Consider the following 19,954-nt stretch of genomic DNA (forward strand, 5'->3'; position numbering starts at 1 on the left):
AATGCTAATCTTCGTCGTTTTACTCCTTGACTAGCAAACTTACCGCCTCAACATGGTCTGTCTTGGGAAACGGTGCTCAACAAACGTCAAGCTTTCCGAGAAGCATTTTATGGCTATCAAATTCAAGCGGTCGCAGAAATGACCGATACTGAATTGGAAGACTTGCTGGATAATCCAGCCATCATCCGAAATAGAGCCAAGATTTTTGCTACACGCGCTAACGCCCAAGCCTTTCTACGACTACAGGAAGACCATGGCTCTTTTGATGCCTATCTTTGGTCTTTTGTTGAGGGGAAAACGATTGTTAACGATGTTCCCGATTACCGCCAAGCCCCAGCTAAAACACCTTTGTCTGAGAAATTAGCCAAAGATCTCAAAAAACGAGGCTTCAAGTTCACAGGACCAGTCGCTGTCTTGTCTTTTCTACAGGCTGCAGGGCTAGTTGATGACCACGAGAATGATTGTGAATGGAAAAGCAGGAATTAGTGTGTACAGGTAACTAGCATATCTGAGAATATAGAAAAAAGCTGAGAAATTTTTCCCAGCTTTTTATATATACTATTAGATTTGTTAGAGTGAAGTCAAAAAAGTGATTCCACCTAAAATAACACCAGCTGAATTTGGAATGATTAGTATCCAATCCTTCTTAGGTTCCTTTGTCCATCCATAAATAACCCAGATTAAGCAAGATATAGCAGCTGATAAAGGTTGAAATGGTTGAGCTTTATTTCCCTGTAAATTAGCGATAATTTGAGGTATGTAGGCAATAAATACTATAATTCCAATAAAGGCACCAATAGAACCTACGATTCGATTAATTTTTTGTTTTGTCATATACACCTCCTTCAAAAGGATATCATAGAAATTAGCGAAATGCAATAAATTCAGATACAAATTGTAACGAAAACGAATACAAAAGCACAAAAATAGAGAAACTATTTATTTTTTGTTATAGTCAAAGCGAATGATTTGCTCCTTTGCATCTACATAGGCGTGAACTCCGAAGGGGACAATTGCTCTTGGAGTTGCGTGGCCGACATTCAAATTATAGACAATCGGGATATTGCTATCAATGATATCCAATAGTGCCTCTTTATAGTCGTCATAGAAAGTTTCATCCATAGGTTTTCCGACCAAGAGTCCATTGATGACCGCGAATATGCCAGTGTCCTTTAAAGTTCGCAACATCTTTTTGAAGTCTTCCGGCTCAGGCTTTTCTTCACTTGTTTCGAGCAAGAGGATCTTTCCTTCCCAGTCTGACAAGTCAGGGAAAAGTTTGTATTTTTGGCAGAGCTCCGCGCTATCTGTGTATCGAGAGTTGTCAAAGATATCGTAGAGGGATTCGAGGCAACCACCGAGGATTTTTCCCTCGAACTGGGCAGTTCCTTGCAATAATTCAAAACCGGTATTTGCATGACTGATACGAGGTGTTCCCAGAGCCTTGGGACTAAAATCAGTTCGTTCCTCATACCAAACATTGCTAGGGCGAATTTCTGAGATTCTTTCCGTCTCAATTAATTCTTTAAAGTAGTGAAAGCTATAGGGCAACATCTCCTTGTCCAATTCACAAATGTCTGCTAAGAAGGATTGACCATAAAAAGTCTTGATTCCTAGTTTATGCAACATGAGATGGTTCATGGTTGTATCTGAGAAGCCAAGAAAAATCTTTTGTTTGATAACATTTTGTAGTCGGTCATTTTCAAAAAGATAAGGTAGTAAGCGATAGGTATCGTCTCCACCGATGGCGCATAGGATCATGTCAATGTTATCATCAGAAAAGGCATGAATCAAATCCTCTGCACGAGCTTCAGGATGGTCCTTGATAAAGTCTAATCCTTTTAGCGAATGAGGCAAAAAGGTAGGATTGAGTCCCAGGTTCTTGAGACGTTGAACACCCAAGTCCACTTCGTGTTTGACAAAGTCCTCTCCGATAATGCCACTAGATAAACTAACAACACCAATAGTAGAAACCATATTTCTTCCTCCTAGAAATTGATTGATACTCTTCGAAAATTTCTTCAAACCGCGTCAGCTTCGCCTTACCGTACTCAAGTACAGCCTTCGGCTAGCTTCCTAGTTTACTCTTTGATTTTCATTGAGTATGAGCCTATTTTATCACAAAAGATAAGAGAAAACTATAGGGATTAGAGTCAGAAGTTCTACTGTATATCGAGAAAGCAATAAAAAGCAACCGCATCTGCAGTTGCTTTTATCGTTCTCTCAATAACGTGTTGGTCCTGCACTTGCGCTTCGGATGTTCAAGCGTTTCTTGAGATAGAAGCGAAGGGCTAGGAGGGCTGCTCCGATAATAGCTAGTGGCAATGGAGCAAGTACGGGGTTAAGGCTAGCTGGTAGGAAGCTTGTTGCAAAGAAGACAAGCAACCAAAGGAACATAGAAGCTAGGATAACCAGTACAGATTTCCAGAAAGGTGGACGTTGACTGCGGTCCATATCTGGTCCATAGTATTGGTAAACAAAGTAGTACATCAAGTAGAAGGCAAATCCACCAACCAGTCCAACTAACAGGAGGGTAATCAATCCATAGCCGAAAGCTTGATCTGCCGCAAAGAAGGTTGTGAGGGCGCTGACGAGAGCAAAGAGGCTAGTGATGAAAAGGGCTGAGTCCATAATCATGAGTTTTGGATCATCATTTTCTTTTGGATGCTCTTTTTCATATTGTTCCTTGACAGTGAAACTATGAGCCCAATGGGTCGGTGCGCCATAGAGGGAACGAGCAGTCGTACCCTTGGCTTGCTCTTCAAGGATTTTGGGAATGACTTCCTCAAAAATAGCCTTGATTTCAGCGTCTGTTTTCCCATCTTTGATGAATTGTTGGGTAGCGATATGGATAAACTCTTGGTTTTTCTTTGTTAATTTTTGTAAATCAATCTGAGACATAGGAACTCCTCTTAGAACCATTTTTTATGGATGAGATAGAGAGTGAGCGAGACACTCATAGCAAAGGCGATAAAGACGATTAACCAGAAGGCATTTGGCTCGCCGTTTAGGGGGATTTCATTATCCTTAAAGTTCATCCCGTAGGCAGAAAAGACCATGGTTGGGATGGACATGACGATGGTCACAAGGGCCAAGGTTTTCATGATGTTGTTCTGGTTGTTGGAAATGATAGAGGCAAAGGTCTCTGTCATAGAATGCAAGACGTTTCCATAAATGTCTGCCATCTCGATGGCCTGTTGGGTTTCAATCAGGGTATCTTCAAGCAGGTCTTCGTCCTCAAGGTATTTCTTGATATTGCTGGTTGAGCTGGTCAATTTCTTAATCACACGCTCATTTGTTTTGAGGGAGGCCTTGAAATAGACGATGGTTTTTTCCAATTCCATGAGCTCAATCAATTCTTCATTACGAGTTGATTGATGCAGTTGACTTTCGATTTGTTCACTCTTACGGTCAATCGAACGAAGGGCTGTTAGGTAAAGCTCTGCATTGCGATAAAGAATCTGAAAGATAAAACGTGAACGCATGAAGGTGTAGAAATTACGCAAACGACGGTTGATAAAGACATCGAGGACTGGTAATGGTTCCAAACACGTAGTGATAATGGTTTCCTCGGTGATGATAATACCAAGCGGGATGGTTACGTAGTAGGTGCGGTTATTTCTTTCCTCTGTGACTGGCACGTCAACGATAATCAGGGTATACTCGTCTTCAATGGTAATACGAGACATTTCTTCCGCATCGAGCGGTGCACGAAGGTCAGCAATATCAATATCGAAGGCGTTGGCGATTTCGAGTGATTCATTTTGAGTCGGATTGACGAGATTGATCCAAGTACCCGGTTCAAGCGTATCGATCTCTTTAAATTCAGTTGTTGTAGAGAGAAAAACTTGTTTCATATCCCTTATCCTTTCTCATTTTTCAGATTTTTTCACACCGTACTATTATACTACAAATTCGGCCTTTTGGGTAATAGAATCTCACTTTTTTTGGTATAATGGTAAGCAATAATGGACTAGAAAGAACAAAGATGCAAGATAAAATTGTTATTCATGGGGCGCGTGCCCATAATTTAAAAAATATTGATGTGGAGATCCCACGAGACAAGTTGGTTGTCGTGACTGGTTTGTCAGGTTCAGGGAAATCCAGTCTGGCCTTTGATACCCTCTATGCGGAGGGTCAACGTCGCTATGTGGAGAGTTTGTCAGCCTACGCTCGCCAGTTTTTGGGAAATATGGAGAAGCCTGATGTAGATGCCATTGATGGCCTCAGCCCAGCTATTTCCATCGATCAGAAAACGACTAGCAAAAACCCTCGCTCGACGGTGGGGACCACGACTGAAATCAATGACTATCTGCGTCTCCTCTACGCGCGTGTGGGGACGCCTTACTGTATCAACGGGCATGGGGCTATCAAGGCTTCTTCTGTGGAGCAAATCGTGGATAAGGTTTTAGAATTGCCGGAACGCCAGCGCCTGCAAATCTTAGCTCCGGTCATCCGCAAGAAAAAAGGCCAACATAAGAGTGTTATCGAGAAGGTTCAGAAAGATGGGTATGTCCGTGTCCGTGTGGATGGGGAAGTCTATGATGTGACCGAAGTGTCAGAGTTGTCTAAGAGCAAGCAACACAATATTGATGTCGTGGTTGACCGTATTGTCATCAAGGAGGGTATTCGTAGTCGTCTCTTTGATTCCATTGAGGCTGCCCTTCGTATTGCAGAAGGTTATGTCATTATCGACACTATGGACGACTCTGAGTTGTTGTTCTCTGAGCATTATGCCTGTCCAGTTTGTGGCTTTACTGTTCCAGAGTTAGAGCCACGTCTCTTCTCATTCAATGCTCCTTTTGGTTCTTGTAGTGAATGTGACGGCTTGGGCATCAAGCTGGAGGTGGATACTGATTTGGTAGTGCCAGATGCCAGCAAAACCTTGCGTGAGGGAGCCTTGGCTCCTTGGAATCCTATCTCATCCAACTACTATCCAAACATGCTAGAGCAGGCTATGACAGCCTTTGGAGTGGATATGGATAAGCCTTTTGAGGACTTGTCAGAAGAGGATAAGAACTTGATTCTCTATGGGTCAGATGGTAAGGAATTCCATTTCCACTATGAGAATGAATTTGGTGGCGTGCGCGATATTGACATTCCTTTTGAGGGAGTTGTCAATAATATCAAGCGTCGCTATCACGAGACAAACAGCGATTACACTCGCACCCAGATGCGTCTTTACATGAATGAGCTGACCTGCGGAACCTGTCACGGATATCGTCTCAATGACCAGGCCTTGTCTGTCCGTGTGGGTGGCGAGCAAGGGCCGCATATCGGAGAAATCTCAGACCTGTCTATCGCTGACCACTTGGAATTGGTGAGCCAGCTAACCTTGTCTGAAAATGAAGCCATCATCGCTCGTCCCATTCTCAAGGAAATCAAGGACCGTTTGACCTTCCTTAATAACGTAGGTCTTAACTATCTGACCCTGTCTCGTTCGGCAGGAACCCTTTCAGGTGGGGAAAGCCAGCGTATTCGCTTGGCGACCCAGATTGGTTCTAATCTATCAGGTGTGCTCTATATCCTAGATGAGCCGTCAATCGGTCTTCACCAGAGGGACAATGACCGTCTGATTGCTAGTCTGAAAAAGATGCGCGACTTGGGTAATACTCTTATCGTGGTGGAACACGACGAAGATACCATGCGCGAGGCGGATTATCTGATTGACGTTGGTCCTGGTGCCGGTGTTTTTGGTGGGGAGATTGTTGCTGCAGGTACGCCCAAACAGGTGGCTCGCAACAGCAAGTCTATCACAGGTCAGTACTTGTCAGGCAAACGTGCTATTCCAGTGCCAACAGAGCGCCGTGCCGGAAATGGTCGTTTTATTGAAGTGACAGGAGCGCGTGAGAATAACTTGCAAAATGTCACAGCTCGCTTTCCACTAGGAAAATTTATCGCAGTGACAGGGGTATCAGGTTCAGGGAAATCGACCCTAATCAATAGCATTCTCAAAAAAGCTATTGCCCAGAAGCTCAACCGCAATTCAGACAAACCAGGTAAGTTTAAAACGATTACAGGGATTGAGCATGTTGATCGTTTGATTGATATTGACCAGAGTCCTATCGGACGAACGCCAAGGTCTAACCCTGCTACCTATACGGGAGTTTTTGACGATATACGTGACCTCTTTGCCCAGACAAACGAAGCCAAGATTCGAGGCTACAAGAAGGGTCGATTCAGTTTTAACGTCAAGGGAGGTCGCTGTGAAGCCTGCTCGGGTGATGGGATTATCAAGATTGAGATGCACTTCTTGCCAGATGTTTATGTGGCTTGTGAAGTCTGCCATGGAACCCGCTATAACAGTGAAACCCTAGAAGTCCACTACAAGGAAAAGAATATCTCGCAGGTCTTGGATATGACTGTCAACGATGCGGTGGAGTTCTTTCAACATATTCCGAAAATTCAACGTAAACTTCAGACTATCAAGGATGTGGGACTGGGATATGTAACGCTAGGGCAACCAGCTACCACCCTTTCTGGGGGAGAAGCCCAGCGTATGAAGCTGGCTAGTGAACTTCACAAACGATCGACAGGAAAATCTTTCTACATTCTGGATGAGCCGACGACAGGTCTTCATACTGAGGATATCGCTCGCTTGCTCAAGGTTTTAGCTCGCTTTGTTGACGATGGCAATACAGTCCTTGTTATTGAGCACAATCTAGACGTTATCAAGACAGCAGACCATATCATCGACTTGGGACCTGAGGGCGGTGTCGGTGGTGGGACCATCATCGCAACAGGAACTCCAGAAGAAGTAGCGGCCAACGAAGCAAGCTACACAGGACATTATTTGAAAGGAAAGTTACATCATGAATAAACGCGTACAAGCATTTCTAGATAAAATGCAAGAAAAAGAACTAGATGGCATCATCATCAATAATCTTAAAAACGTCTATTATTTGACTGGTTTTTGGGGCTCAAACGGAACAGTCTTTATCAGTCGTGACCGTCAGGTCTTGGTGACAGACTCTCGCTATATCATTGCAGCCAAGCAAGAAACCAGTGGTTTTGAGATTGTGGCTGACCGTGATGAATTGGCTGTCATTGCAGGAATTGTTAAGGACATGGGCTTGTCTCGAATCGGTTTTGAAGATGAGATTTCAGTGTCTTATTATCACCGTATGCAAACGGTCTTTGAAGGTTTGGAACTAGTTCCACAGACACAGTTTGTTGAAGACCTTCGAATGATTAAGGATGAGGCAGAGATTGCAGCGATTCGCAAGGCTTGTTCTATCTCAGACCAAGCTTTCCGCGACGCGCTTGACTTTATTAAGCAAGGAAAGACTGAGATTGAAATTGCTAACTTCCTTGACTTCCGCATGCGTGAGTTGGGAGCATCCGGCTTGTCTTTTGACACCATTCTAGCTAGCGGTATCAATTCTTCTAAACCCCATGCCCATCCTATGCACAAACCAGTTAAGCTAGGAGAAGCTATTACCATGGATTTCGGATGTCTTTACGACCACTATGTCAGCGATATGACACGAACTATCTACTTGGGGCATGTTAGCGACGAGCAGGCAGAGATTTACAATACGGTTCTCAAAGCCAATCAAGCCTTGATCGATCAAGCCAAGGCTGGCTTAGGCTTCCGTGACTTTGACAAAATCCCTCGTGATATTATCATCGAGGCAGGCTATGGCGACTACTTTACCCACGGTATTGGACACGGTATTGGACTGGATATCCATGAGGAACCATACTTTAGCCAGACTTCTACAGAAACTATTAAGGCAGGTATGGCATTGACAGATGAGCCAGGTATCTATATCGAAGGCAAATATGGCGTTCGTATCGAGGATGATATCCTGATTACAGAGACAGGTTGTGAATTATTGACCCTAGCTCCAAAAGAGTTGATAGTCATTTAGTTATTTGTCAAGAAAAAAGTACGAAAATGACGAAAAAAGTCAAAAAAATTTAAAAATAGGTCGCAAGTCGGATGTTTTTTATGGTATAATAGACTAAACTGATAGTAACATGTAGCGAAAGGGGTAGGTACATGATTAAAATTTATACAGTCTCAAGTTGTACTAGCTGTAAAAAAGCAAAAACCTGGCTCAATGCCCACCAGTTAAGTTATAAAGAACAAAACCTTGGTAAAGAAGGAATTACGAGAGAAGAATTACTGGATATTCTAACCAAAACAGATAATGGAATAGCCAGCATCGTTTCGTCTAAAAATCGCTATGCCAAAGCCCTTGGAGTAGATATTGAAGATTTGAGCGTCAATGAAGTCCTCAATCTGATTATGGAAACGCCGAGAATTTTAAAGAGCCCAATCCTTGTAGATGAAAAACGCCTGCAAGTTGGCTATAAGGAAGACGATATTCGTGCCTTCCTACCACGCTCTGTCCGTAATGTAGAAAATGCAGAAGCACGTTTGCGTGCAGCTCTATAAACATCAAGGCTGGGAGCAATTCCCAGTCTTATTCTATTTTAATTTCAAAAAGAAAGAAGAAAGAAATGAAAAAAATAGTTCTTGTTAGTCTAGCTTTCCTTTTTGTCCTGGTTGGTTGCGGACAGAAAAAAGAAACTGGAACAGCTACAAAAACAGAAAAGGACACGCTGCAGTCAGCGTTGCCAGTTATCGAGAATGCAGAGAAGAATACAGTTGTGACCAAGACTTTGGTCTTGCCAAAGTCAGATGATGGTAGCCAGCAGACACAAACAATTACTTACAAAGACAAGACTTTTTTGAGTCTAACTATCCAACAAAAACGTCCAGTATCAGATGAGTTGAAGACTTATATTGACCAACATGGAGTGGAAGAAACTCAAAAAGCTCTTCTGGAGGCAGAGGAGAAGGATGAGGCCATCATAGAAGCTCGTAAATTAGCAGGATTTAAGCTTGAAACCAAACTATTGAATGAAACAGAACTTCAAACAACGACTAGTTTTGATTTTCAAGTTCTGGATGTCAAGAAGGCTTCTCAGTTAGAATATTTGAAGAACATTGGTTTAGAAAATCTCTTGAAGAATGAACCAAGCAAATATATTTCAGACAGATTGGCAAATGGCGCGACAGAACAATAGAAAATCCAAATAAATAGACTGCCTGAATTGTAGAACGTAAGGAATTATGCTATAATGGTACTATTCTAAGGAAAGAGGGTGTTAGAATGGGATTTACTGAAGAAACAGTACGTTTTAAATTGGACGATTCCAATAAAAAAGAAATTAGCGAAACTTTGACTGATGTCTATGCTTCGTTGAACGATAAGGGCTACAACCCAATTAACCAAATCGTAGGCTACGTATTGAGTGGAGACCCTGCCTACGTTCCTCGTTATAATAATGCACGAAATCAAATCCGTAAGTATGAGCGTGATGAAATCGTTGAGGAATTGGTCCGCTACTACCTCAAAGGACAAGGAGTCGATCTGTAACCTATGAGAATTATGGGATTGGACGTCGGTTCAAAAACGGTAGGGGTGGCCATCAGTGATCCGCTCGGTTTTACAGCTCAAGGGCTTGAAATCATCCAAATCAATGAGGAGCAAGGCCAATTTGGTTTTGACCGCGTTAAGGAGTTGGTTGATACTTACAAGGTGGAACGATTTGTAGTGGGCTTACCTAAAAACATGAACAATACAAGCGGACCGCGCGTGGAAGCTAGTCAGGCATACGGAGCAAAGCTAGAAGAGCTTTTTGGTTTACCAGTAGACTATCAGGATGAACGCTTGACAACAGTTGCTGCGGAACGCATGTTGATTGAACAAGCAGATATCAGTCGCAATAAACGAAAGAAAGTCATTGATAAGTTAGCAGCTCAGCTGATTTTACAAAATTATTTAGATAGAAAATTTTAATATAAAGGAGAGGCTATGTCACACGATCATAACCACGACCACGAAGAACGTGAATTAATCACACTAGTAGATGAGCAAGGAAATGAAACCTTGTTTGAAATCCTTTTGACCATTGACGGAAAAGAAGAATTTGGTAAAAACTATGTTCTTCTAGTACCAGTTAACGCAGAAGAAGACGAAGACGGACAAGTTGAAATCCAAGCTTACTCATTCATCGAAAACGAAGATGGAACAGAAGGCGAATTGCAACCAATCCCAGAAGACTCAGAAGACGAATGGAACATGATTGAAGAAGTCTTTAATAGTTTTATGGAGGAGTGATACAGTCTGGGAGACTGTATCAGCCCAACTCCTAGAAATTGGGAAGAGTTGGAACATCCAGTGGATGTTTTTAGCCCACGTTAACATTCATAGTAGCTAGTTATTAGCTAATCAGGTAAGAGGTCGGGACGAAAATCCTGACCTTGTTTTTATTAGTCATCATGCTTTGATGTGGTAATTGATTGGACTTTTGTCAAGGAGATGTATATGTTTGAAGTAGAAGAATGGCTCCATAGTCGGATTGGTTTGAATTTTCGATCAGGTTTGGGCCGAATGCAAGAAGCGGTGGATTTGTTGGGGAATCCCAAGAAGTCTTATCCTATTATCCACGTAACAGGAACTAATGGAAAAGGTTCTACCATTGCTTTCATGAGGGAGTTATTTATGGGGCATGGCAAAAAAGTTGCGACTTTTACCTCCCCTCATATCGTCTCTATCAATGATCGAATCTGTATTAACGGGCAACCAATAGATGATGCAGACTTCATCCGTTTGGCTAATCAGGTCAAGGAGATGGAAAAGACCCTTCTGCAAACTCATGACCAGTTGTCCTTTTTTGAATTGCTGACCTTGATTGCTTTCCTCTATTTTAGAGAGCAAGAGGTTGATTTGGTTCTACTGGAAGTGGGAATTGGTGGTTTACTTGACACGACCAATGTGGTAATTGGAGAGATTGCTGTCATCACCTCCATTGGACTTGACCATCAGGAGACTCTGGGTGACAGTATAGCAGCAATCGCAGAGCAGAAAGCTGGTATTTTCAAGGCTGGTAAGAAGGCAGTGGTTGCGAAATTGTCTTCAGAAGCTAGGCTTGTCTGTCAGGAAAAAGCCGAATCTTTAGCTGTTGACCTTTATCAGGCAGGTCAGGATTTTTCAATGCTGAATGGTGATTTTTCAAGTTCTTTACTAAATATTTCGCAGTTGAAAATAGGTTTAGAAGGAGCTTATCAGCAGGAAAATGCAACTTTGGCGTTGCAAACTTTTCTTCTCTTTATGAGGGAAGAAAAGGAAGTTGTTGATGAGCAGGCTGTAAGACAGGCTTTGGAGAAGACCCATTGGGCTGGCCGTTTGGAGCGTATTCGTCCTCAGATTTACTTGGATGGTGCACATAATCTCCCTGCCTTGACTCGCTTGGTTGAATTTATCAAAGAAAAAGAGCAGGAAGGTTATCGTCCTCAAATCCTATTTGGAGCCTTGAAACGGAAGGATTATCAAGGGATGCTGGGCTATCTGACTGAGAATTTACCTCAGGTGGAACTCAAGGTGACTGGTTTTGACTATCGAGGTTCTCTAGACGAGACAGATGTAACAGGTTACCATGTAATTCCCTCTTACCGAGAATTTATTAGCAGTTTTGAAGAAAAAGTCGATACCAAGGACTTGCTGTTCGTTACAGGGTCTCTCTATTTTATCTCAGAAGTACGGGGCTACCTGCTGGACCGTGAGCAGATAAATTGACCACATTTTTTGAACTTGTTATACTAGGAGGACTACTAATTAGAAGGAAATTTTTCTATAAATTGGTAGAAGAAAGGAAATTCATCATGAAATTAAAAACATTCACACTTTCTCTTGCTTCTCTAGCAAGTCTTAGTCTTTTAGTAGCTTGTTCACAGAGAACTCAACAAGTTCAACAACCAGTAGCTCAATCGCAAACTCAACAAACTCAGCAATCACAACCTGCTGTTTCATCGTCTACAGAAAATAGCAACCAGGCAGCAACAAGTTCTTCACAAAATACAGTTACAGCCCAACCAACCAATATTGATGGAACTTATACTGGTCAGGATGAAGGAGACCGAATCACTTTAGTGGTAACTGGAACAACTGGTACCTGGACACAGGTAGAAACTGACGGAGATCAAGAAATCAAGCAGGTCAGTTTCGATGCAGCCAATCAACGCATGATTGTTGGTGATGATGCTAAGATTTATACAATCAATGGCAATCAGATGATTATCGACGATATGGATAGAGACGCTTCAGATCGTATCGTTTTATCAAAATAGACTAGAAGGAGACTGGATTTGTCGGTCTCTTTTACTTTTACTTAGAAAATGATGATAAATACTTGCCTTCTATCGAATACCTGCGTTATACTAGTATCAATTACCTGTTTTTAGCATTCAAAATATCAAGGAGGGGATATGAAATATAGGAAATTTCAATTATTGATGTCCAAGTATGGCTTTAGTCTTTTGATTATGCTACTTGAACTTTCTCTTGTCTTTGGTCTCTTTCTTTATTTAGGGCGCATGGCCCCTATTCTTTGGGTGATTCTCTTAATCATTATGAGTATGGCGACCATTGTCGCTATTGTTAATCGTTCCATGGCGCCTGAAAGCAAGGTAATGTGGCTAGTGGTGACTTTTGTTCCTGTCATTGGTCCTTTGCTCTATCTAATGTTTGGTGAAAGGCGATTGTCTAAAAAAGAAATCAAGCAGTTGAACAGACTTGGTTCCATGCATTTTCGGGAGGATAACAGTAAAGCACTCCGCCAGAAATTGAAGGAAGATGATAAAGCGGCTTACGGAGTTATCAAATCTTTGTTGAGTATGGATCGCAATGCCGATGTCTATGATCGAACAGACTCACAATTCTTTTCTTCTGGTGAAAGAATGTGGCAACATATGTTGGAAGACCTCAAGAAAGCTGAGAAATTTATCTTTCTCGAGTATTATATTGTCGAAGAAGGTCTGATGTGGAATAGCATACTAGATATACTAGAGCAAAAGGCAGCTCAGGGTGTAGAGGTCAAGATGCTCTATGATGATATCGGCTGTATGGCGACTTTACCTGGCGACTATACTGTTCAGCTTCGTAGTCGAGGAATTGAAGCCCATAAGTTTAACAAGGTGATTCCTCGTTTGACGGTGGCTTACAACAATCGGGACCATCGTAAAATTCTTGTCATAGATGGTCAGGTAGCCTATACAGGAGGGATTAACTTAGCCGATGAGTACATCAATCATGTAGAACGCTTTGGCTACTGGAAGGACAGTGGGATTTGCTTAGATGGTCCTGGTGTCAAGGCTCTAACTCGTCTCTTTTTGATGACCTGGTATATCAATCGTGGGGAAATCAGCGATTTTGACCAGTATCACTTGGAAAATCAACCTCGTTCTAGCCAAGGTCTCTGCATTCCTTACGGTAGTGGACCCAAGCCCATCTTCCGTACTCAGGTAGGGAAAAAAGTCTATCAAAGCTTGATCAATCAAGCCACTGATTCAGTCTATATTACAACTCCTTATTTGATTATTGACTATGACTTAACAGAGAGTATTAAAAACGCGGCCATGAGGGGTGTTGATATCCGCATTGTAACACCTTTCATTCCAGATAAAAAATTAATCCAACTTATTACAAGAGGGGCTTATTCGGATTTGTTATCGGCAGGAGTAAGAATTTTTGAGTATAGTCCAGGTTTCATTCACAGTAAACAAATCTTAGTAGATAAGGACTTTGCTGCAGTTGGAACCATTAACTTAGATTACAGAAGTTTGCTTCACCACTATGAAAATGCAGTTTTGCTATATAAAACGGCATCAATCACAGAGATTCAAAAAGATTTTGAGGAGATTTTTTCAGTATCGCAAGAAATTTTTGCTCATACGATAAAAAATAGCTGGTATCAAAAATTGATTAAGGAAATTGCCCAGTTATTTGCCCCAATCTTATAAGAAATCTAGGACTGAGGACCCAAGTCAGTCCTATTTTTCTTGCCTTTTACGAATAAGAAGATGTAGGAGGAAAGATGCTAACTCAGAAAGAATTGAACTATATCACGACATTTAAACAGACACATTTACACCGATTTCGAGAAATTGAAACCTTTGTGAAACTATGCAAAAAATCGCTCAAACAGCCATCGCAAGCTGACAATTCTAGGTCTTTTTGATATACTAAGACAGATAAATTGAATAGGAGAAACGACATGGCTGTATATGGCAGAATAGAAGAAGTATCCGAAACGATACAGAGTGATGGAATAGAAAATAGACTGGATAGGAACCTTGAATCGAACCTGGAAAAAGAAGAGCGCCTAGCTTTCCCGTTTTTCAGACTCATCATCGGAAGTACGATTGCGACGGTTTTTTCTGTGGTGCTTCCTTTACTTTTAGATATGGTAAGTCCTTCTCAGGCTCAGGATTTGTATATAGGGTGGGCTTTGCATCAGGGAGGACAGCTATACAGTAGTTATTATTCTAGCCAAGGTCTTCTTTATTATTTACTACTTTATATTACCCAAGGAGGCATTCTTTTTGCCTTGGTAGAATGGCTAGCCCTCTTAGGAGGGGGGTATTTCCTCTTTTCTGCAACTAACTATCTGACAGGACAAAGGGATCAAGCTAAGCAACTCCTAACGATATTTTATCTTTTGGTATCTGGTCTTGGTTTTGGAGGAGGCTATGCTACGATTGTAGCTCTCCCATTCTTATTTGCAGGCTTTTCTTTAGTAGCAGGCTATCTGGCAAATCCTAATCACGATAAAGGATTTTTACGTTTGGGGATTTTCTTGGCCCTATCATTTTTCATAGAGCCTCTTACAAGTCTTCTCTTTATTGCAGTAGTAACGATTGGTTTATTGGTCTTTAATATTGGACATGGACGCTTTATACATGGAATTTATCAATTTTTTGCGACAGCACTTGGTTTTTCTCTCCTATTTTATCCTTTAGGCTACTATGTCATCATTTCAGGAGGTTTTGGAGAGGCTTTAAGTAGATTTTTGTATCCATTTACCTCTATGATTACTTTTACTAATCCCCAGTTAGTAGAAAATACTTTATTCTATGGTCTATTAACCTTTGGATTAGGAGCTTTCATTCTTATTTTTCTCGGTTTGTTCCAATCTAAAGCATCTAGATTATATGTCATCTCAGTACCGGCTAGCTTTGTTTTCTTATTTGTACTAGCCTTGTTGCTTTTTTCTCAAGAACCTCTTCACGGTTCGCGTTTGATTCTAATCCTTCCATTTTTACTCCTTCTTTTGATGACCAGTATTCGTGGGGAACACTCGGGAAGGATAGCACGGCGTCGGAGAAGAGAGGATGTTCCAACTTTATGGAAAAAATTTATGAGGGGAAATCTCTACTTACCGATTCTAGTAGTGTTTTATCTAATTGCAGTTTCTTTTGTAGCTCGTTTTGTCTTGCATCCAGCTTCATATAGTGAACAACATCAAGTAGTGGATAGAATAAAACAAGAGACAAGTGAGGGAGACCAAATCTATATCTGGGATTCTCATGTTCAGATTTATAAAGAAAGCCAGCGTTTGGCTGGATCTATGTTCTCATCACCTCTTCTCTACACGAATACAGAAGAAAATAAAACTAGTTTGATTAATGATTTAAAAGAAAATCAATCCAAGATGATTCTTGTGAATGACAAGGTGCCAGTCTGGTCTGAAGTAGAAACAATTTTGAAAGAAAATTACCAACAAGTAAAGACTGATTACTCAGAGTTTAAAGTCTATAAAATTAAATAACCAAATCAATATCTTGTGTATTTTTAAAAATTTTATGATTTTTAACACAAGATATTGATTTTTCTTTTTAGAGTGGTATAATACTTTTTAGAAAAAACATTTTAGAAAAGAGCATGCATATGATTGCACTAGAAGAAAAAATTACAATTTTGCCAACTCTCTTCGTCGAGAAACGAGATGGGAGACGTGTTGTATTTGATGTGGACAAGATTGACAAGGCTCTCCACAAGGCGGCAGACAAGGTTATGGACGTGACACCCTTGGTTGAAAAGCGCCTCAATGCTCTGACCGAGCGAATTGTCACAGAAATTCATAGTCGCTTTCCACAGGGGGTTAAGATTTACGAAATTCAAAATATCGTAGAACATGAACTTCTTGAAGCCAAAGAATATGCGCTGGCTGAGGAGTATATTACTTATCGGACACAAAGGGATTTTGAACGCTCAAAAGCGACAGATATTAACTTTAGTATCCATAAGCTTCTCAATAAAGATCAGGCAGTTGTCAATGAAAATGCTAATAAAGACAGCGATGTCTTTAATACCCAGCGTGATTTGACAGCAGGGATTGTTGGGAAATCAATCGGACTGCAAATGCTTCCTAAGCACGTAGCCAATGCCCACCAAAAAGGGGATATCCACTATCACGATTTGGACTACAGTCCCTATACACCTATGACCAACTGCTGTTTGATTGATTTCAAGGGTATGTTGGAAAATGGTTTTAAGATTGGAAATGCAGAGGTAGAAAGTCCCAAGTCTATTCAGACTGCAACAGCTCAAATTTCCCAAATCATCGCCAACGTTGCTTCTAGCCAGTACGGAGGTTGTTCAGCTGACCGTATCGATGAGATTTTGGCGCCTTATGCAGAGAAGAATTACAAAAAACACCTCAAGGATGCGGAAGAGTGGGTCTTACCTGAAAAACGGGAAGATTACGCTTGGAAGAAAACGCAAAAGGACATCTATGATGCCATGCAATCTCTCGAGTATGAAATCAACACTCTCTTCACTTCAAATGGGCAAACACCTTTTACTTCGCTAGGTTTTGGTCTGGGAACCAATCGTTTTGAGCGTGAAATTCAAAAGGCAATTTTAAACATTCGTATCAATGGGCTTGGTTCAGAACATCGTACAGCTATCTTCCCAAAACTCATCTTTACGCTAAAAAGAGGACTCAATTTAGAGGAAGGAACTCCCAACTACGACATCAAGCAGTTGGCTCTTGAGTGTGCAACCAAGCGAATGTATCCAGATGTTTTATCTTATGATAAGATTGTTGACTTGACAGGCTCCTTCAAGGTGCCTATGGGTTGCCGTTCGTTCCTCCAAGGATGGAAGGATGAAAATGGTGTAGAAGTCAATTCAGGTCGCATGAACCTAGGAGTTGTGACGGTTAACTTACCTCGTATTGCTCTAGAGTCTGAAGGTGATATGAATAAGTTCTGGGAAATCTTCAACGAGCGAATGAACATTGCGGAAGATGCTCTGGTTTATCGTGTCGAACGAACCAAGGAAGCGACACCAGCAAATGCTCCTATTCTTTATCAGTACGGCGCTTTTGGTCATCGTCTAGGTAAAGAAGAAAGTGTTGACCAGCTCTTTAAGAATCGTCGCGCAACCGTTTCGCTGGGCTATATCGGTTTGTATGAAGTGGCTACTGTCTTCTTTGGAAATAGTTGGGAAAGCAATTCAGATGCTAAGGAATTCACGCTGGATATCATTCGTGATATGAAACGCCGTGTAGAAGAGTGGTCAGACCAATATGGCTATCATTTCTCTATCTACTCAACACCATCTGAAAGTTTGACAGATCGTTTCTGCCGACTAGATACAGACAAGTTTGGCTCTATTCCTGATATCACAGATAAGGAATACTACACCAACTCTTTCCACTACGATGTTCGTAAAAATCCAACACCGTTTGAAAAATTAGACTTTGAGAAAGTCTATCCAGAAGCAGGTGCGTCAGGTGGCTTCATCCATTATTGTGAGTATCCAGTCCTTCAGCAAAATCCAAAGGCCTTGGAAGCTGTCTGGGATTATGCTTATGATCGTGTGGGTTATCTGGGGACTAATACTCCAATTGATCGTTGCTACAAGTGTGACTTTGAAGGGGATTTTGAACCAACTGAGAGAGGATTTGCTTGTCCCAACTGTGGGAATAGCGATCCTAAAACAGTAGATGTGGTGAAACGAACTTGTGGCTATCTTGGCAATCCTCAAGCGAGACCGATGGTCAACGGCCGTCACAAGGAAATCGCTGCGCGTGTCAAACATATGAATGGCTCAACGATTAAAATAGCTGGTCATCAAGTAACAAATTAGAAAGAACTGAAATGGGAAAATATCAATTAGATGATAAGGGGCGTGCACAAGTGACCCGTTATCATGAAAAGCATTCGAAAGGTGGAGTGAGCAAAAAAGAACGCTTGCTCAACCTCAGAGAACAATTTTTAAATAAGAATAAGAAAAAGTGAGGGATTTCTCTCGCTTTTCTCTTAGTGGGAGGTGAAAATGGAACTACGCAGACCAAGATTAGCAGATAAAGCAACAGTTTTAGAGATGATGTCAGAGTTTGAAAATAGCCAATCAGCCCATGATGGAGGATTCTGGGATACAGAGAACTTTGTGTATGAAGAATGGTTGGAAACAAATATGCAAAAAGAGATGGGAATAAACTTGCCTGAAAATCGTGTTCCTTCTATTCAATTTGTATCATTTGATAATGTAGGTCATGCTCTAGGTTTTTTGAATCTGCGATTGAGACTGAATGAGGGGTTGCTGAATTATGCTGGTCATATTGGCTACTCCATTCGTCCGTCAGAAAGAGGCAAGGGTTATGCTAAGGAAACTCTCCGTCAGGGCTTGCAAGTTGCTAAGGAAAAGAACATCAAGAAAACTCTTGTGACCTGTAGGGTGAATAATCCTGCTAGCAGAGCAGTCATTTTAGCAAATGGTGGGCTCCTTGAGGATGTTCGTAATGGAGTCGAGCGTTATTGGATAGAGGTAGCGAATGAATAATCCAAAACCACAAGAATGGAAAAGCGAGGAACTCAGTCAAGGGCGTATCATTGACTACAAGGCCTTTAACTTTGTAGATGGAGAAGGTGTGCGGAACTCCCTCTATGTATCAGGCTGCATGTTTCACTGCGAGGGATGTTATAATGTAGCGACTTGGTCCTTCAATGCTGGCATTCTCTATACAGAAGAGTTAGAAGAACAGATTATGGCAGACCTTGCTCAACCTTATGTTCAAGGATTGACCTTGCTGGGAGGGGAGCCCTTTCTTAATACGGGTATTCTCTTGCCACTCGTTAAGCGGATTCGGAAGGAATTACCAGATAAAGATATCTGGTCTTGGACGGGCTATACATGGGAAGAAATGATGTTGGAGACACAAGATAAACTGGAACTCTTGTCACTGATTGACATTCTTGTCGATGGACGATATGATCGAACTAAGAGGAATCTCATGCTCCAATTTCGAGGTTCTTCCAATCAACGAATTATCGATGTTCAAAAATCCCTCAAAAGTGGGCAAGTAGTGATTTGGGACAAACTCAATGATGGAAAAGAAAGCTATGAACAGGTGAAGAGAGAATGAAGAGAAAAGACTTAATAGACCAGCTTGTTTCGGAAATAGAAAAGGGAAAAGTCAGGACACTGGGGATATACGGTCATGGGGCTTCGGGTAAATCAATCTTTACACAGGAATTGTACCAAGCTTTAGATTCTACTACAGTAAATTTGCTAGAGACAGATCCTTATATCACCTCAGGACGCCATCTGGTAGTACCAAAGGACGCGCCTAATCAAAAGGTGACAGCCTGTCTGCCAGTGGCGCATGAATTGGCAAGTTTGCGGAGAGATATCTTAGCCTTGCAGGCGGGTATGGATGTCTTGACAATTGAAGAGCCTTGGAAGGCTAGTGAGGTCTTGTCAGGAGCCAAACCAGTTCTGATTGTCGAAGGGATGTCTGTAGGCTTTTTACCCAAGGAACTCTTTGACAAAACCATCTGTTTCTATACGGATGAGGAGACCGAATTAAAGTGGCGTCTAGCTCGAGATACGACAGTGAGAAATCGCGATGCATCCTTTATATTTGCTAGCCATCAGATGAGACGGGAGCAATATCTACAATACTATAAAGAAACTGAGTCAAGGGCGGACATTCTAGTAGACCAATCAGAAGGTAAATTTGAGGTCAAGAGGAGTCAGTTTATATAGAAGAAAATCCCTAATTTTAGAAAGAAAAAGTAGGAAAACAGTTTCATTTTAAAAAAACGAAAAAACAGCAACAAATCCCTTGCAATCGCAGGGGCTTTGTGTTA

20 protein-coding genes and 1 pseudogene are annotated in these 19,954 nt (G+C 41.5%); 17 read left to right on the top strand and 4 right to left on the bottom strand.

The window, feature by feature from the left end; genetic code table 11:
* Window positions 1-48: 48 nt before the first annotated feature.
* Window positions 49-486 (top strand): annotated as a pseudogene (locus tag RWO85_RS07810) (DNA-3-methyladenine glycosylase I); the annotation flags it as partial.
* Between the two features lie 84 nt (window positions 487-570).
* Here RWO85_RS07810 and RWO85_RS07815 read toward each other — a convergent pair.
* From RWO85_RS07815 to RWO85_RS07830, 4 genes are all read right to left on the bottom strand, one after another.
* Window positions 571-834 (bottom strand): SemiSWEET family transporter, encoded by a 264-nt coding sequence (locus RWO85_RS07815; protein WP_000166114.1) that lies wholly within the window; start codon window positions 832-834, stop codon window positions 571-573.
* A 105-nt stretch (window positions 835-939) separates the two neighbouring features.
* Complete coding sequence (locus RWO85_RS07820) at window positions 940-1,974, bottom strand: LD-carboxypeptidase (RefSeq protein ID WP_314415152.1); 1,035 nt, start codon at window positions 1,972-1,974, stop codon at window positions 940-942.
* Window positions 1,975-2,220: 246 nt separating this feature from the next.
* Entirely contained in the window at window positions 2,221-2,898 is a 678-nt protein-coding gene (locus tag RWO85_RS07825; protein WP_314415154.1) for a DUF1129 domain-containing protein, read from the bottom strand.
* 11 nt (window positions 2,899-2,909) lie between these two features.
* Complete coding sequence (locus RWO85_RS07830) at window positions 2,910-3,854, bottom strand: magnesium transporter CorA family protein (RefSeq protein WP_000815623.1); 945 nt, start codon at window positions 3,852-3,854, stop codon at window positions 2,910-2,912.
* Between the two features lie 131 nt (window positions 3,855-3,985).
* Here RWO85_RS07830 and uvrA point away from each other — a divergent pair, with 131 nt between their 5' ends.
* From uvrA to RWO85_RS07910, 16 genes are all read left to right on the top strand, one after another.
* Window positions 3,986-6,817: an excinuclease ABC subunit UvrA gene (gene uvrA, locus RWO85_RS07835; RefSeq protein ID WP_314415156.1), complete on the top strand. Its 2,832-nt coding sequence runs from the start codon at window positions 3,986-3,988 to the stop codon at window positions 6,815-6,817.
* Entirely contained in the window at window positions 6,810-7,871 is a 1,062-nt protein-coding gene (locus tag RWO85_RS07840) for a Xaa-Pro peptidase family protein (protein ID WP_314415157.1), read from the top strand. Before uvrA ends, RWO85_RS07840 begins: the two co-directional genes overlap by 8 nt.
* A 131-nt stretch (window positions 7,872-8,002) precedes the next feature.
* On the top strand, window positions 8,003-8,401 hold the full coding sequence (spx, locus tag RWO85_RS07845) for a transcriptional regulator Spx (RefSeq protein ID WP_000591165.1): 399 nt from the start codon (window positions 8,003-8,005) through the stop codon (window positions 8,399-8,401).
* Between the two features lie 65 nt (window positions 8,402-8,466).
* The gene (locus tag RWO85_RS07850; RefSeq protein ID WP_314415158.1) at window positions 8,467-9,036 is read left to right on the top strand and encodes an SP0191 family lipoprotein; all 570 of its coding nucleotides are present in this window, start codon (window positions 8,467-8,469) and stop codon (window positions 9,034-9,036) included.
* Between the two features lie 86 nt (window positions 9,037-9,122).
* Window positions 9,123-9,389 (top strand): IreB family regulatory phosphoprotein, encoded by a 267-nt coding sequence (locus tag RWO85_RS07855; RefSeq protein WP_000507059.1) that lies wholly within the window; start codon window positions 9,123-9,125, stop codon window positions 9,387-9,389.
* A 3-nt stretch (window positions 9,390-9,392) separates the two neighbouring features.
* On the top strand, window positions 9,393-9,812 hold the full coding sequence (ruvX, locus tag RWO85_RS07860) for a Holliday junction resolvase RuvX (protein ID WP_004239076.1): 420 nt from the start codon (window positions 9,393-9,395) through the stop codon (window positions 9,810-9,812).
* Between the two features lie 15 nt (window positions 9,813-9,827).
* Window positions 9,828-10,133, top strand: a complete 306-nt coding sequence (locus RWO85_RS07865; protein ID WP_000017620.1) for a DUF1292 domain-containing protein — start codon at window positions 9,828-9,830, stop codon at window positions 10,131-10,133.
* Window positions 10,134-10,340: 207 nt separating this feature from the next.
* Entirely contained in the window at window positions 10,341-11,591 is a 1,251-nt protein-coding gene (locus RWO85_RS07870; protein ID WP_314415159.1) for a folylpolyglutamate synthase/dihydrofolate synthase family protein, read from the top strand.
* An 86-nt stretch (window positions 11,592-11,677) separates the two neighbouring features.
* A complete protein-coding gene (locus RWO85_RS07875) occupies window positions 11,678-12,142 on the top strand; it encodes an SP_0198 family lipoprotein (RefSeq protein ID WP_314415160.1) in 465 nt (154 codons plus the stop codon).
* A gap of 138 nt (window positions 12,143-12,280) precedes the next feature.
* Complete coding sequence (gene cls, locus RWO85_RS07880; protein WP_314415162.1) at window positions 12,281-13,813, top strand: cardiolipin synthase; 1,533 nt, start codon at window positions 12,281-12,283, stop codon at window positions 13,811-13,813.
* 254 nt (window positions 13,814-14,067) lie between these two features.
* Window positions 14,068-15,621, top strand: coding sequence for a damage-inducible protein CinA (locus tag RWO85_RS07885; RefSeq protein ID WP_314415164.1), 1,554 nt, complete (start codon window positions 14,068-14,070; stop codon window positions 15,619-15,621).
* 119 nt (window positions 15,622-15,740) lie between these two features.
* On the top strand, window positions 15,741-17,948 hold the full coding sequence (gene nrdD / locus RWO85_RS07890) for an anaerobic ribonucleoside-triphosphate reductase (protein ID WP_314415166.1): 2,208 nt from the start codon (window positions 15,741-15,743) through the stop codon (window positions 17,946-17,948).
* A gap of 11 nt (window positions 17,949-17,959) precedes the next feature.
* The gene (locus RWO85_RS07895; protein ID WP_000521632.1) at window positions 17,960-18,100 is read left to right on the top strand and encodes a hypothetical protein; all 141 of its coding nucleotides are present in this window, start codon (window positions 17,960-17,962) and stop codon (window positions 18,098-18,100) included.
* A gap of 37 nt (window positions 18,101-18,137) precedes the next feature.
* Window positions 18,138-18,644 carry a GNAT family N-acetyltransferase gene (locus tag RWO85_RS07900; protein ID WP_314415167.1) on the top strand — a complete coding sequence of 169 codons (507 nt, stop codon included), beginning with the start codon at window positions 18,138-18,140 and terminating at the stop codon, window positions 18,642-18,644.
* A complete protein-coding gene (nrdG, locus tag RWO85_RS07905) occupies window positions 18,637-19,227 on the top strand; it encodes an anaerobic ribonucleoside-triphosphate reductase activating protein (protein ID WP_314415169.1) in 591 nt (196 codons plus the stop codon). Before RWO85_RS07900 ends, nrdG begins: the two co-directional genes overlap by 8 nt.
* Window positions 19,224-19,850 (top strand): phosphoribulokinase, encoded by a 627-nt coding sequence (locus tag RWO85_RS07910; protein ID WP_314415170.1) that lies wholly within the window; start codon window positions 19,224-19,226, stop codon window positions 19,848-19,850. The genes nrdG and RWO85_RS07910 overlap by 4 nt, the downstream gene beginning before the upstream one ends.
* Window positions 19,851-19,954 lie beyond the last annotated feature (104 nt).

This window comes from uncultured Streptococcus sp. (assembly GCF_963521865.1).
Classification (GTDB): domain Bacteria; phylum Bacillota; class Bacilli; order Lactobacillales; family Streptococcaceae; genus Streptococcus.

Excerpts from the sequence above, each read along its gene's own strand:
- cls (WP_314415162.1), top strand. The coding sequence starts at position 12,281 with ATGAAATATAGGAAATTTCAATTATTGATGTCCAAGTATGGCTTTAGT.
- RWO85_RS07885 (WP_314415164.1), top strand. The coding sequence starts at position 14,068 with ATGGCTGTATATGGCAGAATAGAAGAAGTATCCGAAACGATACAGAGT.
- RWO85_RS07910 (WP_314415170.1), top strand. The coding sequence starts at position 19,224 with ATGAAGAGAAAAGACTTAATAGACCAGCTTGTTTCGGAAATAGAAAAG.
- ruvX (WP_004239076.1), top strand. The coding sequence starts at position 9,393 with ATGAGAATTATGGGATTGGACGTCGGTTCAAAAACGGTAGGGGTGGCC.
- RWO85_RS07870 (WP_314415159.1), top strand. The coding sequence starts at position 10,341 with ATGTTTGAAGTAGAAGAATGGCTCCATAGTCGGATTGGTTTGAATTTT.
- RWO85_RS07850 (WP_314415158.1), top strand. The coding sequence starts at position 8,467 with ATGAAAAAAATAGTTCTTGTTAGTCTAGCTTTCCTTTTTGTCCTGGTT.
- RWO85_RS07840 (WP_314415157.1), top strand. The coding sequence starts at position 6,810 with ATGAATAAACGCGTACAAGCATTTCTAGATAAAATGCAAGAAAAAGAA.
- spx (WP_000591165.1), top strand. The coding sequence starts at position 8,003 with ATGATTAAAATTTATACAGTCTCAAGTTGTACTAGCTGTAAAAAAGCA.
- uvrA (WP_314415156.1), top strand. The coding sequence starts at position 3,986 with ATGCAAGATAAAATTGTTATTCATGGGGCGCGTGCCCATAATTTAAAA.
- nrdD (WP_314415166.1), top strand. The coding sequence starts at position 15,741 with ATGATTGCACTAGAAGAAAAAATTACAATTTTGCCAACTCTCTTCGTC.
- RWO85_RS07895 (WP_000521632.1), top strand. The coding sequence starts at position 17,960 with ATGGGAAAATATCAATTAGATGATAAGGGGCGTGCACAAGTGACCCGT.
- RWO85_RS07865 (WP_000017620.1), top strand. The coding sequence starts at position 9,828 with ATGTCACACGATCATAACCACGACCACGAAGAACGTGAATTAATCACA.
- RWO85_RS07830 (WP_000815623.1), bottom strand. The coding sequence starts at position 3,854 with ATGAAACAAGTTTTTCTCTCTACAACAACTGAATTTAAAGAGATCGAT.
- RWO85_RS07815 (WP_000166114.1), bottom strand. The coding sequence starts at position 834 with ATGACAAAACAAAAAATTAATCGAATCGTAGGTTCTATTGGTGCCTTT.
- RWO85_RS07825 (WP_314415154.1), bottom strand. The coding sequence starts at position 2,898 with ATGTCTCAGATTGATTTACAAAAATTAACAAAGAAAAACCAAGAGTTT.
- nrdG (WP_314415169.1), top strand. The coding sequence starts at position 18,637 with ATGAATAATCCAAAACCACAAGAATGGAAAAGCGAGGAACTCAGTCAA.
- RWO85_RS07875 (WP_314415160.1), top strand. The coding sequence starts at position 11,678 with ATGAAATTAAAAACATTCACACTTTCTCTTGCTTCTCTAGCAAGTCTT.
- RWO85_RS07855 (WP_000507059.1), top strand. The coding sequence starts at position 9,123 with ATGGGATTTACTGAAGAAACAGTACGTTTTAAATTGGACGATTCCAAT.
- RWO85_RS07900 (WP_314415167.1), top strand. The coding sequence starts at position 18,138 with ATGGAACTACGCAGACCAAGATTAGCAGATAAAGCAACAGTTTTAGAG.
- RWO85_RS07820 (WP_314415152.1), bottom strand. The coding sequence starts at position 1,974 with ATGGTTTCTACTATTGGTGTTGTTAGTTTATCTAGTGGCATTATCGGA.